The sequence below is a fragment of the Rhodococcus sp. (in: high G+C Gram-positive bacteria) genome (assembly GCF_049299235.1).
Taxonomy (GTDB): Bacteria; Actinomycetota; Actinomycetes; order Mycobacteriales; family Mycobacteriaceae; genus Rhodococcus.
The window spans coordinates 1-13,781 of record NZ_JBAQXC010000287.1 but is presented as its reverse complement, the minus strand read 5'-3'; the positions used below and the strand labels follow the sequence as shown (position 1 = coordinate 13,781).

The 13,781-nt window shown below is 65.8% G+C and carries 15 protein-coding genes; 11 read left to right on the top strand and 4 right to left on the bottom strand.

What is annotated here, in order from left to right; genetic code table 11:
* Positions 1 to 84 precede the first annotated feature (84 nt).
* Together WAX14_RS16825 and WAX14_RS16820 are read right to left on the bottom strand one after the other, a co-directional pair.
* Positions 85 to 1,197 (bottom strand): NAD(P)H-dependent flavin oxidoreductase, encoded by a 1,113-nt coding sequence (locus WAX14_RS16825; RefSeq protein WP_422629194.1) that lies wholly within the window; start codon positions 1,195 to 1,197, stop codon positions 85 to 87.
* Positions 1,198 to 1,208: 11 nt separating this feature from the next.
* Positions 1,209 to 1,334, bottom strand: coding sequence for a hypothetical protein (locus WAX14_RS16820; RefSeq protein ID WP_422629193.1), 126 nt, complete (start codon positions 1,332 to 1,334; stop codon positions 1,209 to 1,211).
* A gap of 42 nt (positions 1,335 to 1,376) precedes the next feature.
* On the opposite strand from WAX14_RS16820, the gene WAX14_RS16815 reads away from it, so the two are divergent.
* Together WAX14_RS16815 and WAX14_RS16810 are read left to right on the top strand one after the other, a co-directional pair.
* The gene (locus tag WAX14_RS16815) at positions 1,377 to 2,267 is read left to right on the top strand and encodes a crotonase/enoyl-CoA hydratase family protein (protein WP_422629192.1); all 891 of its coding nucleotides are present in this window, start codon (positions 1,377 to 1,379) and stop codon (positions 2,265 to 2,267) included.
* Positions 2,268 to 2,513: 246 nt separating this feature from the next.
* The gene (locus WAX14_RS16810) at positions 2,514 to 3,470 is read left to right on the top strand and encodes a hypothetical protein (RefSeq protein ID WP_422629191.1); all 957 of its coding nucleotides are present in this window, start codon (positions 2,514 to 2,516) and stop codon (positions 3,468 to 3,470) included.
* A gap of 133 nt (positions 3,471 to 3,603) precedes the next feature.
* Here the strand turns inward: WAX14_RS16810 and WAX14_RS16805 are convergent, their stop codons facing one another.
* Complete coding sequence (locus WAX14_RS16805; protein WP_422629190.1) at positions 3,604 to 4,641, bottom strand: LLM class F420-dependent oxidoreductase; 1,038 nt, start codon at positions 4,639 to 4,641, stop codon at positions 3,604 to 3,606.
* Positions 4,642 to 4,732: 91 nt separating this feature from the next.
* On the opposite strand from WAX14_RS16805, the gene WAX14_RS16800 reads away from it, so the two are divergent.
* The 6 genes from WAX14_RS16800 to WAX14_RS16775 are packed head-to-tail and all read left to right on the top strand — an operon-like array spanning position 4,733 to position 9,868.
* A complete protein-coding gene (locus tag WAX14_RS16800) occupies positions 4,733 to 5,704 on the top strand; it encodes a Zn-ribbon domain-containing OB-fold protein (protein WP_422629189.1) in 972 nt (323 codons plus the stop codon).
* A gap of 15 nt (positions 5,705 to 5,719) precedes the next feature.
* Positions 5,720 to 6,781: a thiolase domain-containing protein gene (locus tag WAX14_RS16795; RefSeq protein ID WP_422629188.1), complete on the top strand. Its 1,062-nt coding sequence runs from the start codon at positions 5,720 to 5,722 to the stop codon at positions 6,779 to 6,781.
* 1 nt (position 6,782) lies between these two features.
* Complete coding sequence (locus WAX14_RS16790; RefSeq protein WP_422629187.1) at positions 6,783 to 7,958, top strand: thiolase domain-containing protein; 1,176 nt, start codon at positions 6,783 to 6,785, stop codon at positions 7,956 to 7,958.
* 16 nt (positions 7,959 to 7,974) lie between these two features.
* Positions 7,975 to 8,853, top strand: a complete 879-nt coding sequence (locus WAX14_RS16785) for a TIGR03619 family F420-dependent LLM class oxidoreductase (protein ID WP_422629186.1) — start codon at positions 7,975 to 7,977, stop codon at positions 8,851 to 8,853.
* On the top strand, positions 8,850 to 9,263 hold the full coding sequence (locus tag WAX14_RS16780) for a nuclear transport factor 2 family protein (protein WP_422629185.1): 414 nt from the start codon (positions 8,850 to 8,852) through the stop codon (positions 9,261 to 9,263). Before WAX14_RS16785 ends, WAX14_RS16780 begins: the two co-directional genes overlap by 4 nt.
* A gap of 17 nt (positions 9,264 to 9,280) precedes the next feature.
* A complete protein-coding gene (locus WAX14_RS16775) occupies positions 9,281 to 9,868 on the top strand; it encodes a nucleotidyltransferase family protein (protein WP_422629184.1) in 588 nt (195 codons plus the stop codon).
* 58 nt (positions 9,869 to 9,926) lie between these two features.
* On the opposite strand, the gene WAX14_RS16770 is transcribed toward WAX14_RS16775, so the two are convergent.
* On the bottom strand, positions 9,927 to 11,180 hold the full coding sequence (locus WAX14_RS16770) for a cytochrome P450 (protein WP_422629183.1): 1,254 nt from the start codon (positions 11,178 to 11,180) through the stop codon (positions 9,927 to 9,929).
* A gap of 184 nt (positions 11,181 to 11,364) precedes the next feature.
* Here WAX14_RS16770 and WAX14_RS16765 point away from each other — a divergent pair, with 184 nt between their 5' ends.
* From WAX14_RS16765 to WAX14_RS16755, 3 genes are all read left to right on the top strand, one after another.
* Positions 11,365 to 12,528, top strand: coding sequence for a steroid 3-ketoacyl-CoA thiolase (locus WAX14_RS16765; protein ID WP_422629182.1), 1,164 nt, complete (start codon positions 11,365 to 11,367; stop codon positions 12,526 to 12,528).
* A 2-nt stretch (positions 12,529 to 12,530) separates the two neighbouring features.
* The gene (locus WAX14_RS16760) at positions 12,531 to 13,007 is read left to right on the top strand and encodes a nitroreductase family deazaflavin-dependent oxidoreductase (protein ID WP_422629181.1); all 477 of its coding nucleotides are present in this window, start codon (positions 12,531 to 12,533) and stop codon (positions 13,005 to 13,007) included.
* A gap of 78 nt (positions 13,008 to 13,085) precedes the next feature.
* Complete coding sequence (locus tag WAX14_RS16755) at positions 13,086 to 13,745, top strand: GNAT family N-acetyltransferase (RefSeq protein WP_422629180.1); 660 nt, start codon at positions 13,086 to 13,088, stop codon at positions 13,743 to 13,745.
* The last annotated feature ends 36 nt before the right edge of the window (positions 13,746 to 13,781 follow it).

Sequence of the window (13,781 nt, the reverse complement as noted above, 5' to 3'; positions counted from 1 at the left end):
TGCCCTGCCGCCCACGGCGGGAAGGACGGCAAGCGCCCGGGACGGATTGCTCCGCCCCGGGCGCCTCACCCTCCCCCGGGTCTGCTATCGAGCGGCGTCGAGCCGATCGACAGTCCGGTCGTACTCCGCCACCAGTTCGGCGATAATCTCGGCGACCGGACGGATCTCGTTCATACGACCGACGATCTGTCCCGCCGGCATCGCGACGACCTCGGCGTCGCTGCCCGCCGAAATACGTTGGTGTGCTTCGCTGACCAGAATATTCTGCAACGGCATCGGCAGCGGTGACGGCGCGTCCGCCTGCTCCCACGCATCGGTCCACTTGGTCTTGAGCAACCGGGCCGGCTTACCGGAGTAGATCCGTGAGCGCACTGTGTCCGCGGAGGTCGCACCGAGTAGCGCGCGCTGGATTGCGGTGGGGCCCTTGTCTGCTCCACCGAGCTTGTACTCGGAGGTGGTCAGCCAGTACGAACCCATCCACACGCCGGACGTGCCGAGCGCCAGCGCAGCGGCGACCTGACGACCCGATCCGATACCGCCGGCCGCGAGCACCGACGCGGAATCGCCGAGCGCATCGACGATTTCGGGCCACAGGACCATCGAGGCGATCTCACCGGTGTGACCACCGGCCTCGTATCCCTGCGCGATGACGATGTCGACACCGTTCTCGACGTGCCGCCTCGCATGATCAACGGCACCGGCGAGCGCCGCCACCGGAACGCCATGTTCGTGCGCGAGATCGATGACGTCTTTCGGTGGGGAGCCGAGCGCGTTGGCGATCAGCGCCGGGCGGTGCGCCAGGGCGACGTCGACGTGCGAGCGCGCCACCGAGTGCAGCCAGCCCAGCACACCGGTGGCACGTTCGGCGTCGTCGCCGAGTGGCGGAACGCCCAGTTCGGCGAGGGTGCGTTCGACGAACGTGCGGTGCTCGGCGGGAATGAGCTTGTCGAGATCGACCGCGGCACCCTCGGTGGGCACCTTCGCGGGCATCACGATGTCGACCCCGTACGGTTTACCGTCGTTGTTCTCGTCCATCCAGGTCAGTGTCTTGTCGAGCTCGTCCGGATCGTTGAACCGCACGCACCCGAGCACCCCGAGCCCCCCGGCGCGGCTGATGGCCGCGGCCACATGCTCGGATGGGGTGAACCCGAAGATCGGGTAGTCGATTCCGAATTTCCTGCTCAGATCGGTCTGCATCGGTCTGTCCCCTATCCGGCCACTGCGGCGGAGTTGTTCGTACGGCTGTCGTCCGCGGGACGCGACTTGGTCTGCTCGTGCGCCCACCGGACAGTCGGGTGTGCCGGCTCGACGAGATCTGCGATGTTCGGGGCCACGCCATCAAAGTAGAACGTGTTACCGTCCATCGCAAGAGCTGAATGAGATCCAATTCACAACACCCAGGAGTCCCTGTGTCCGCTACCGCGCCTCCCGGCACCACCGAAACTTCGGATATTCCGGATCGCGCGCCGCACTGCCTCGTCGAGCAACGCGGCCACGTGCTCGTTGTGACCATGAACCGCCCCGAAGTCCGCAATGCCCTGTCCGGCGAGATGATGGCGATCATGACCGAGGCGTGGGACCGGGTCGACAACGATCCCGACATCCGCGTCGCCATCCTGACCGGTGCGGGCGGCGCGTTCTGCGCGGGCGCCGACCTCAAGGGCATGAACAAGTCCGCACCCGGCGACAAGTTCGGGCGAGGCGACGGGAAGGGCAACGGCGGCGACTGGGATCTGTCGAAGCTGCCCGCTCTACTCAAGGGTCGCCGCCTCCGCAAGCCGCTCATCGCCGCCGTCGAAGGACCCGCCATCGCAGGCGGAACCGAAATCCTTCAAGGCACCGACATTCGCGTCGCCGGTGAGAGCGCCAAATTCGGTGTGTCCGAAGCCAAATGGGGATTGTTCCCGCTCGGCGGTTCCGCGGTTCGGCTGGTCCGCCAGATCCCGTACACGATCGCTGCGGACATCCTCCTCACCGGCCGCCACCTGAAGGCACCCGAAGCGAAGGACATCGGGCTGATCGGTCACGTCGTCCCCGACGGTCAAGCCCTCGAAAAAGCACTCGAGATCGCCGAAACCATCGCCGCCAACGGCCCCCTCGCCGTCCAAGCGATACTCACGACGATCCGCGACACCGAGGGCATGCACGAGGAAGACGCCTTCCGTATCGACGCCGAACTCGGCGCGGCGGTGTTCAAGAGCGCCGACGCCAAGGAAGGCCCCCGTGCCTTCGTCGAGAAGCGGACACCGAAGTTCACCGGCACCTGACCACCCTCACCCTCACCCCGCTGTCCGCCTCCCGCTGTCCGCCTCCCGCTGTCCGCCTCCGGCGGATCGAGCGAATGTATCGCTCGCCTCACTGGATCGACTGGGTGTACCACTCGCTCAGGGGCGGCCGGTCGGAAGAAACGCCGGTGCGCGACAGTTGTCCACAGGCGTGCGTTCTATCCACAATTTCGGCGATTGCGGTGGATTCGGCGACTCGTTGTCGGCACGTCGTCGCACGATCGGTCCATGAGACGAGGGGAATGGGGCGAAGACCCCGGGACATTGGACCGAATCGCGAACCGGGGGATCGTCGCGGACGCGACACTGCGGCGGGTCGGCGTGTCGGGTTCGGCAATTCACCACAGGTGCAAACCCGGCGGTCCGTGGGAACGTGTGCTCCCGGGCATCATCCACCTTCGGAACGGACGGCTCACGGGTCGCCAGCGGTCCGTCGCGGCGTTGATGTACGGTGGCGACACGGCAATTCTGACCGGGCGTGCCGCGCTGCGCGAGTACGGATTCGACAGCAACGGTCAGGACGCCCACATTCTGCTTCCAGTCGAACAGCGCATCCAGTCGACGGGCTTCGTTCAGGTGGAACGCACGCGTCGCATGCCGGAACAGGTGAGCCGCCAGGGAATTCGCTGCGCTCCGCTCGTTCGCGCCGTTCTCGATGCCGCTCGTCGGTGCTCGACCCTCGATATGACCCGTGCGTTGATCGCAGAGGTCGTACAGCGTGGAGCCGTGTCGGTTCCCGAACTGTCGGAGGAACTCGAGGCAGGAAGTGGTCGAGGTTCGGCCTTCCCGAGAAAGGTGCTGCACGAGGTCGCGGCAAATGTGCATTCCGTGCCGGAAGCACACGCTCGGAAGCTGTGGCTTCGCAGTGGGCTGCCGGAGATGGTGTTCAACCGCGACGTCGTCGATGCCGACGGTGTCTTCGTCGCGCGTCCGGACGGTTGGATCGACGAGGTCGCGCTGGCGTGGGAGATCGACTCGCTCGCATGGCATCTCTCGCCGGCCGACTACCGGACGACGATGGAGCGGCGGACTCGGATGCAGAGTCTCGGCATCATCGTCCTGGCGACCGCGCCCAGCGAACTTCGGGATGGTCCGGGTCGGGTTTCAGATCAACTGGTCCGGCACTTCGAACTGGCGCGGTCGCGTCCCCGGCCGAACGTCCGAGTGGTTGTTCCCCGCGAGTGAACCGTGGACTGGCGCCGCGACACCGACTCCCGCCGGTGAGCGAGTGGTACACCCGGTCGATCCAGTGAGGCGAGCGATACATTCGCTCGATCCGCCGGAGGCGGACAGTGGCCGGTGGGAGGGAGTGGTGAGTTCAGCCGAGCACGACGTCGGCCAGCGACCGCACGTGCTCGTCGTCGCGGCAGGCGACGAGCAGCATCGTCACCCCTGACTCCTCCCACCTGCGCACGCCCTCGCGCACTTCGTCCCGATTGCCGACGATCATCGTCTCTGCCACCATGTCGTCGGGAATCACCGCTGCCGCTTCGTCTTTGCGTCCGGTTCGGAACAGTGTGGTCACTTCGTCGACGACAGCGCCGTAGCCCATGCGCCGATACACCTGTGCGTGGAAGTTCAGTTCGGGAGCGCCCATCCCACCGATGTACAGTGCCATGGTCGGCTTCTGCGCCGCCAGAGTGCCGGCCTTGTCATCGGTCACCACGACCTGGCAGGTTGCAGCGACCTCGAAGTTCTCGCGGGTGCTTCGGGCGCCGGGTCGGGCGAAGCCCTCGTCGAGCCACTGGTTGTACATGGGGGCGAGGCGCGGCGAGTAGTAGATCGCGAGCCAGCCGTCGGCGATCTCGGCGGTGAGCGCCACGTTCTTCGGCCCTTCGGCGCCGAGCCAGATCGGGATGTCGGCGCGCAGTGGGTGGGTGATCGACTTGAGCGCTTTGCCGAGCTCACTGGCGCCTTCCCCGGTGTAGGGCATCGGGTAGTGCGGCCCGTCGCTCGACACCGGCTCCTTGCGTTCCAGCACCTTCCGCACGATATCGACGTATTCGCGGGTGCGAGCGAGCGGCTTGGCGAACGGTTGGCCGTACCAGCCTTCGACGACCTGCGGCCCGGACACCCCGAGCCCGAGAATGTGCCGGCCGCCGCTGAGATGATCGAGCGTCAACGACGCCATCGCGGTCGCCGTCGGTGTGCGCGCCGACACTTGAACGACGGACGTGCCCAACCGCAATCGTTCGGTTCCCGATCCCCACCAGGCGAGCGGGGTGTACGCGTCCGATCCCCACGATTCCGCGGTGAACACTGCGTCGTATCCGGCGGATTCGGCAGCAGCAACAAGTTCCGGTGCGTTCGCGGGCGGCTGCGCGCCCCAGTACCCGAGCTGCAATCCCAGTTTCATCTGACACCTTTCGCAATGGTTGCCGGTGCACAGCCGGCCTGGTCGGACGCTACCCTTGCCTCACTCCCTAGAACCTGTTCTACTCGAACTTGTGACCTTGGGAAAGAGCGCGGTCGTCGAACCACCGCTGAGCGCACCGCTGAATCTGACGTTCGACTACACCCGATCGACCGGACCGACCGTGGGAGCGTTCGTCACGGGCCTGCGCGACGGGCGGATCGTCGGGGCGCGCGGATCGGACGGGCGCGTTCTCGTTCCGCCGCCGGAATACGACCCGGTCACCCATGAGCCACTGCTGGATTTCGTCGAAGTCGGGCAGACCGGAACGGTCGTCAGTTGGACGTGGAACGCTCTTCCGCTTCCGGGCCAGCCGTTCGACCGTCCGTTCGCGTGGGCGTTCATCCGGGTGGACGGCGCCGACTCGTCGATCCTCCATGCCGTCGACGTGGCCTCCCCCGACAACATCGAGACGGGCATGCGGGTGCGGGCACGCTGGGCCACCGAACGTGTCGGCAGCATCCGCGACATCACGGCGTTCGAACCCGGTGAGGCTGCCGCGGCCACACCGGCCGACGAGGGCGATCCGGTCACGATGATCACCACCCCGATCGACCTGCATTACCAGCACAGCGCCTCCGCGGAGGAGTCGTATTATCTGCGCGGGCTGGCCGAGGGCAAGCTGATCGGCGGACGCACGGGCCCCGGCGACCCGGTCTACATCCCGCCCCGCGGGTCGAGTCCGACCGACGGCATCCCGACGAAGGAGCAGGTGGAACTGCCCGACACAGGCACCGTCACCACGTTCTGCATCGTCAACGTCCCATTTCTGGGCCAACAGATCACACCGCCCTACGTCGCGGCGTACGTACTGCTCGACGGCGCCGACATTCCGTTCCTGCATCTGATCCTCGAATGCGACGCCGCCGATGTGCGGATGGGTATGCGGGTTCAAGCCAAGTGGCGACCGCGCGACGAGTGGGGCCACACCTTGCGCAACATCGAATACTTCCGTCCCACGGGCGAACCCGATGCGGACTACGACACTTTCAAACACCACCTCTAGGGAGCGCCGGGAACCATGACAGACATCGCAGTCGTCGGCTTCACCCATGCGCCCCATGTGCGTGAAACCACCGGCACCACCAACGGCGTCGAAATGCTGATTCCGTGCTTTCGAGAATTGTACAAGAATCTTGGAATCACCAAGTCCGACATCGGATTCTGGTGCTCCGGCTCATCCGACTATCTGGCCGGCCGGGCGTTTTCCTTCATCTCGGCGATCGATGCGATCGGCGCCGTACCGCCCATCAACGAATCGCACGTCGAGATGGACGCAGCCTGGGCCTTGTACGAGGCATGGGTCAAGCTCGTCACCGGCGAGGTCGACACGGCACTGGTGTACGGCTTCGGTAAATCCTCCGCGGGCACTTTGCGTCGCACCCTCACCATGCAGCTCGACCCGTACCTCGTCGCACCGCTCGGTATCGACTCGCTCTCCCTCGCCGGCCTGCAGGCGCGCTCCGGAATCGAATCCGGCAAGTGGACCGAGCGACAGATGGCCGAGGTCGCGGTCCGCAGTCACGCTGCCGCCGAGAACAACCCGAAGGCGCAACTGCGCGGCGACCTCGACGTCGACGAACTGCTCACACGACCGTTCATCGCCGATCCGCTGCGCAGGCACGACTGCGCGCCGATCACCGACGGTGCCGCCGCGATCGTTCTCGCATCCGGCGACCGTGCCCGCGAACTGTGTGAGAACCCGGCCTGGATCACCGGCATCGAGCATCGCATCGACTCGCCGAACCTCGGCGCCCGCGACCTCACCGTCGCCCCGTCGGCGCGGGCCGCAGCACGTGCGGCCACCGGCGGCGACACCGTCTTCGACATCGCAGAATTGCACGCTCCGTTCACCCACCAGGACATCATCCTGCGCGAGGCGATCGGTCTCGCCGACACCACGGTGATCAATCCGTCGGGTGGCCCGCTGACCGGTAACCCGATGTTCTCCGGCGGACTCGAACGCATCGGCTACGCCGCACAGGCGATCATCGACGGACGTGCCGGCAGGGCACTCGCGCACGCGACGAGCGGCCCTGTGCTGCAACAAAATTTGGTAGCCGTTCTGGAGGGACGCAACTGACATGGCCAAACAACCGGCAGCAGTCCTCGGAACGGGACAAACCCACTACGTCGCCAAGCGGCACGACGTCTCCATGTCGGGTCTGGTGCGCGAGGCCATCGACCGCGCCATGATCGACGCACGGGTCGACTGGGACGACATCGACGCCGTCGTGATCGGCAAGGCACCGGACCTGTTCGAGGGCTCGATGATGCCCGAGCTGGCGATGGTCGACGCGATCGGCGCGACGGGCAAACCGATGCTGCGCGTGCACACCGCCGGCTCGGTCGGCGGTTCCACCGCCAACGTCGCCGCCAGTCTCGTACAGTCCGGCGTGCACCGTCGCGTGCTGGCCGTCTCGTGGGAGAAGCAGTCCGAGTCGAACGCGATGTGGGCGCTGTCCACGCCCGTTCCGTTCACGATGCCCGTCGGCGCGGGCGCCGGCGGCTACTTTGCCCCGCACGTGCGCTCCTACATCCGGCGGTCCGGCGCTCCGGAACACATCGGCGCGATGGTCGCGGTCAAGGATCGCCTCAACGGCGCGAAGAACCCGTACGCGCATCTGAAGCAACCCGACATCACCCTCGAATCAGTGCAAGCCTCCCAGATGTTGTGGGATCCGATCCGGTACGACGAGACGTGCCCCTCCTCGGACGGGGCGTGCGCCGTCATCATCGGCGACGCGGATTCCGCTGCGGCCCAAGAATCCTCAGGTTACCGCGTCGCGTGGATCCATGCGACCGCAATGCGTACCGAACCCACGACCTATTCCGGTCGCGATCAAGTGAACCCACACGCAGGGCGCGCCGCAGCCGCCGCGCTGTGGAAGGACGCGGGTATCGTCGATCCGCTCACCGAGATCGACTGCGCCGAAATCTATGTCCCGTTCTCGTGGTTCGAGCCGATGTGGCTCGAAAACCTCGGGTTCGCGGAGGAAGGCTCCGGTTGGAAGCTCACCGAGGGTGGGGACACCGCGATCGGAGGCCGTATCCCGCTGAACATGTCGGGAGGCGTTCTCTCGTCGAACCCGATCGGCGCATCCGGCATGATCCGCTTCGCGGAAGCCGCGATTCAGGTGATGGGCAAGGCCGGCGACCATCAGGTCGACGGTGCACGTAAGGCGCTCGGGCACGCGTACGGTGGTGGCTCCCAATATTTCTCGATGTGGGTTGTCGCTTCCGAGCGTCCGACGCACTAGAAGGGACAGGCAGATCGTGAAGTTCTCTGTCGGCGTCGCGATGACGCCGCTCGACCAACTCCCCGCGCTGGCGCAAACCGCCGAGGAATGTGGGTTCTCCTCGATCGCGCTGCCGGACTCCTTGTTCTACATGGAGAAGCAGACGGTCGATTACCCGTACACCCCGGACGGGTCTCGAATGTGGACCGAGGATACCCCCTGGGCCGATCCGCTCATCGCGGCTGCCGCGATGGGTGCGGTGACCACGAAGATCGAGTTCTACACCCAGGTACTGAAATTGGGTTCGAGGAATCCGGTCCTGCTGGCCAGGCAGGTCGGTTCGGTTGCCAATCTCACCGGTAACCGGTTCGGGTTCGGCGTCGGAATCGGTTGGGCACCCGAAGAGTTCGAATGGTGCGGCGCTCCGTACGCACGGCGAGGCAAGCGCGTCGACGAGATGATCGACGTCATCCGACTGATCCTCGGCGGCGGCATGGTCGAACACCACGGCGAGTTCTTCGACTTCGACCGTTTGCAGATGAGCCCGGCCCCGAGCAAGCCGGTGCCGCTCTACATCGGTGGGCACACCGATGTGGCGCTGCGGCGCGCGGCCCGCGTCGGTGACGGGTGGACATCCGCGATGATCAAGTTCGACGATCTGGTGGCCGTGATCGACCGACTGCGGGTGCTGCGTGTCGAATACGGTCGCGGCGACCTTCCGTTCGAGATCCAGGTCGTGTCCGTCGACCGGTTCGGATCGTCCGGATATGCGCAACTCGCGGACGCAGGCGTTACCGACAACATCGTGGTGCCCTGGATTTTCGACGGCCACGGTTTCGATTCCCCGCTCGAGGCGAAACAGGAGTCGCTGCTCCGGTTCGCAGACAAGTACATTCATGGGAAGGACGCGGTATGAGTGAGGAACACCCGGCCCGGATCGCGGCGCGCGCGTCGCAGGCCGCAGCCTCCGGCAGGCACAAGAACGAGTGGCTGGCGCTGTTCGCCGAGAACGGCTGCGTGGAGGACCCGGTCGGTCCGTCCGGTTTCGATCCGGAGGGCAAGGGCCATCACGGCCGGGACGCTATCGCGGCGTTCTACGACATGACGATTGCGAACACCGAGACGCTCGAGTTCCTCGTCGACGACGTGCTGGTATGCGGCGACGAATGCGTCAACATCGGCACGATCCGTACGACCCTGGCGGGCACGATCATCGACGCTGAAGGTGTGTTCGTGTACCGGGTCGACGCTGACGGCAAGATCGTGTCGCTGCGTGCGTTCTGGGAGGTCGACCGGGCGATGAAGACGGCGCGCCCCGTCGGGTAGCCGGTATCCTCGGCTTCATGACGGTGGCCGGGATCGTTCTTGCCGCAGGGGACGGCTCGCGGTTGGGTGGGTGCGCGAAAGCGCTTCTGCCCCATCGCGGCCGTTCCCTGCTGCATACCGTCACCGATGCCCTCCACGGCGGCGGCTGCGACGAGATCGTGGTGGTCGTCGGCGCATACGGCGATGCGGTGGCCGCGGCCTGCGATGCAACGCTAACCGTGGTGACCAATCCCGAATGGTCCGAAGGCATGTCGACGTCCTTGCGCGTCGGCATCGACGCGGCAGGCAATCGCGATACGGTGGCGGTAACCGTGGTCGACTTCCCGGGGATCACGTCCGGCCTCGTGCACGCGGTGCTGTCGGCACACGAGCGGGGACGCATGACCGTCCCGGTGTTCGACGGCCGGCCCGGCCATCCGGTCGTGTTCGACCATGTCGATGCGGTCGCTGCTGCCGCGCGGGCTACCGGCGACGAGGGCGCCCGTGCATTTCTGGCCGAGCACAGTGACCGCGTGCACCGAGTGGATTGCACTGCCCTGGCCGACGCCGCGGACATCGACACCCCCCGGGACCTCTACCGCCTCACCCTCCCCCGAAACGGGTGATGGGAACCTTCATCCGGTCAGATCGAATGAAGGTTCCCATCGCCAGGGGCGGCCGACGTCAGTGCTTGACGGGGCAGCCACCTTCGGTCTTGTAGTCGACCTGGAATTCCTTGATGCCGTTGAGCCACGCCGAGCGAAGACGCTTGGGATCGCCGAGCTTGGTGATGTCCGGAACGAGGTCGGCGATCGCGTTGAAGATGATCTCGAGCTCCATCCGGGCAAGGTTCGCGCCGAGGCAGAAGTGCGCGCCGGTACCGCCGAAGGACAAGTGCGGGTTCGGATCCCGCAGGATGTCGAACTCGCGCGGATTCTCGAAGACGTCTTCGTCGTAGTTTGCCGACGCGTAGAGCATGACCACGCGGTCGCCCTTGGCGATCTTCTGGCCACCGAGCTCGGTGTCCTCGAGGGCGGTGCGCTGGAACGACGTGACCGGCGTGGCCCAGCGGATGATCTCGTCGATCGCGGTCTTCGGCCGGTCGCGCTTGAACATCTCCCACTGCTCGGGGTGCTCGAGGAACGCCAGCATGCCGTGTGTAGTGGCGTTACGGGTGGTCTCGTTGCCCGCGACCGCGAGGACGATGAAGAAGAACCCGAATTCCTCGGGCAACAGCTCGTCGCCGTCGATGTCGGCTTCGATGAGCGTGGTGACGATATCGTCGGCCGGGCATTCCTTACGGGCAGCGGCCATCTGGTACGCGTACCCGAGCACCTCCATCGACGCGGCGGCCGGATCGGCGGTGTTCTCCGGATCGTCGTAGCCGGTCATCTGATTGGACCACTCGAAGATCTTGGCGCGGTCCTCCTGCGGGACGCCGATCAGGTCGGCGATCGCCTGCAGCGGCAGTTCGGCCGCGACCTGGGTGACGAAGTCGCCCTCGCCTTCCGCTGCGGCATCGGTGACGATCTTGTTCGCTCGCGCCTCGAGTTCCTCACGCAGTCCGGCGATCGCGCGCGGCGTGAAGCCGCGGGCCACCAGTTTGCGCAGCTTGGTGTGCTCCGGGGCGTCCTTGTTGAGCAGGATGTGGCGCTGCAGTTCGATGGCTTCGCGCGGAATGTCGTCGCTGAAGCGCGGGACCGCGGTGTTCTCCCAGTTGGAGAACACGTCGCTGCGACGGGAGACCTCGCGAACCTCCTCGTGCCGGGACACGACCCAGAAACCCTCGTCGTGGAAACCACCCACGTCGGGGGACTTCTTGTTCCACCACACCGGCGCCGTGCGGCGCAACTCTGCGAACTCTTCGAACGGCATTCGTTCCGCGAAAAGATCGGGGTCGGTGAAGTCGATGTCATCGGGGATATTGGGCTGCGCCACCACTGAACTTTCTCCTGCCCTTGCCGGTAGACCACTGTCGTGATGTGGAACACGTTCTACTTCTATTCAAACACAGGAGTGCCGACAGACCAAGGAATCCGTGGTTCCCACCTATTCGGACACGCCTTGTCGAACTCGGCAACCTGTTCTATTTTGCGAAGACAGGAGCAGAAAGGAGCCCGCCGTGGGCACACCAGTCATCGTCGAGGCGGCACGAACCCCGATCGGCAAGCGCGGCGGCTGGCTCGCCGGCCTGCATGCCGCCGAAATCCTCGGGGCTGCACAGAGCGGACTCGTCGAACGCGCCGGCATCGACCCGGTTCTCGTAGAGCAGGTCATCGGCGGCTGCGTCACCCAGGCAGGCGCACAGTCCAACAACATCACTCGCACGGCATGGCTGCATGCCGGCCTGCCCTGGCAGGTGGGCGCAACCACCATCGATTGTCAGTGTGGTTCCGCGCAGCAGGCCAATCACCTCATTGCTGGTCTCATCGCGACCGGCACCATCGACGTCGGCATCGCCTGCGGCATCGAAGCCATGACGCAGGTTCCGTTGGGCGCCAATGTCGGTGAGCACGCCGGCCCGCGTCGCCCGGCGTCGTGGAACATCGACATGCCGGACCAGTTCGGTGCCGCCGAACGAATCGCACGCCGCCGCGGCATCACCCGCGAGGACGTCGACGCACTCGGTGTGCGTTCCCAGGCACTGGCCAAGCAGGCATGGGCGGAAGGCCGGTTCGACCGCGAGGTGCTGCAGGTCGTCGCACCCGTCGTCGACAAGGAGGGCAACCTCACCGGTGAGAAGCAGACCGTGACCCGCGACCAGGGCCTGCGCGACACCACCGCCGAGTCCCTCGCGAAGCTCAAGCCGGTCGCCGACGGCGGCATCCACACCGCAGGAACGTCTTCGCAGATCTCCGACGGCGCTGCCGCTGTGCTGCTCATGGATGAGGACAAGGCGAAGGCTCTCGGCTTGAAACCACGTGCCCGCATCGTGTCGCAGGCACTCGTCGGTGCCGAACCCGAGTTCCACTTGGACGGACCGGTGCAGGCCACTGCGAAGGTCCTCGAGAAGTCCGGCATGAGCATCGGCGATCTCGACTTGTTCGAGGTCAACGAGGCATTCGCGTCGGTGCTGCTGTCATGGGCGCAGGTGCACGGCCCGGACATGGACAAGGTCAACGTCAACGGCGGTGCGATCGCACTCGGACATCCGGTCGGTTCGACCGGTTCACGGCTGATCACCACGGCACTGCACGAACTCGAGCGGCGTGACGGGTCGACGGCGTTGATCACGATGTGCGCCGGCGGCGCACTCGCGACCGGCACGATCATCGAACGAATCTGACAATGGGCACCCCACCCGCCGCACCGCCGGGTCTCGACTCGAAGTGGACCGTCTCGATCATCAAGTGGATGTCGCGAGCGAACGTGGTGTCGTATCGTGCCACCGGAGGCCGGATCGGTGGAAAGTGGCGGGTGGGCAGTGCCTTTCCGTGGGGAATCCCGGTGTGTCTGTTGACGACGACGGGCCGGAAGACAGGGCGGCCACGCACGCTGCCGCTGCTGTTCCTCGAAGACGGTGAGCGCGTGGTGCTGGTCGCCTCCCAGGGCGGACTACCCAAACACCCGCTGTGGTTCCGGAACATCACGGCGAACCCCGAGGTGACCGTTCAGATCCGGTCGCGGGTACGGACGATGCGCGCTCGCGTCGCGACCCCGGAGGAGCGAGCCGAATACTGGCCGCGACTGCTCGCGCTGTACCCCGATTTCGACAATTACCAGGCGTGGACGGACCGGACGATCCCCGTCGTCCTCTGCGATTGACCTTCTCCTCTCCCGATCGTCACCGAAACGGGGAATACTGGGTTCGGTTCTGCCAGCTTTCGGAAAGGATGTCGCACCGTGACAACCACGAATCATGATCAAGTACTCGATCGCCGCGAGATCGCCGCGGCACTGCTGCGCGCGCTCGAACGCCGCCACGAGGTACTCGATGCCATCGTCGAGAGCAACGACCGGGCCGAGGCGATCACCACGATCGCCGGGCTGCTCGACACGAACGAACTGTGCGCCGAAGCGGTGCTGAACCTGCCGTTCCGGCGTCTGACGAAGGCCGAACGCAAGAAGATCCGCGAAGAACTCGAAGACCTCGACGCGGTGCTCACCTGGACTCCCGCGGAACGGTCCTACGCAACCGGGGCACACTTCCGGCTTCGCCCGTTCACGCACAGCGACGAGGACCGCGCGCTGTTCGCCGAGCGGTGCGCCGAAACGCTCGGCGACGACAGCAACCCGAAAGTCGATGCCGAGCGGGAATCCGGTGAGGCCCGGATCGACGACGAATCCGCCGTGTGGCTGGTGGCCGAAGATCTGTCCGGTGCCGAGCCGAAGAGCATCGGCTTCGCGTTCGGAGAGCTCAACGGCTCCGAAGTCGACGTCGCGATCTGGGTGCGTGCGAACCTGCGCAAGCAGGGTTACGGCACGGCAACTCTCAAGCAGGCGCGCACCGAGTTGGCCGCGTACTTCCCCGGCTCGACGCTGATCATCCGCACCCCCGCATAACTCTCGTGCGCGGTCCGGTAGCACCGGCTACCGGAC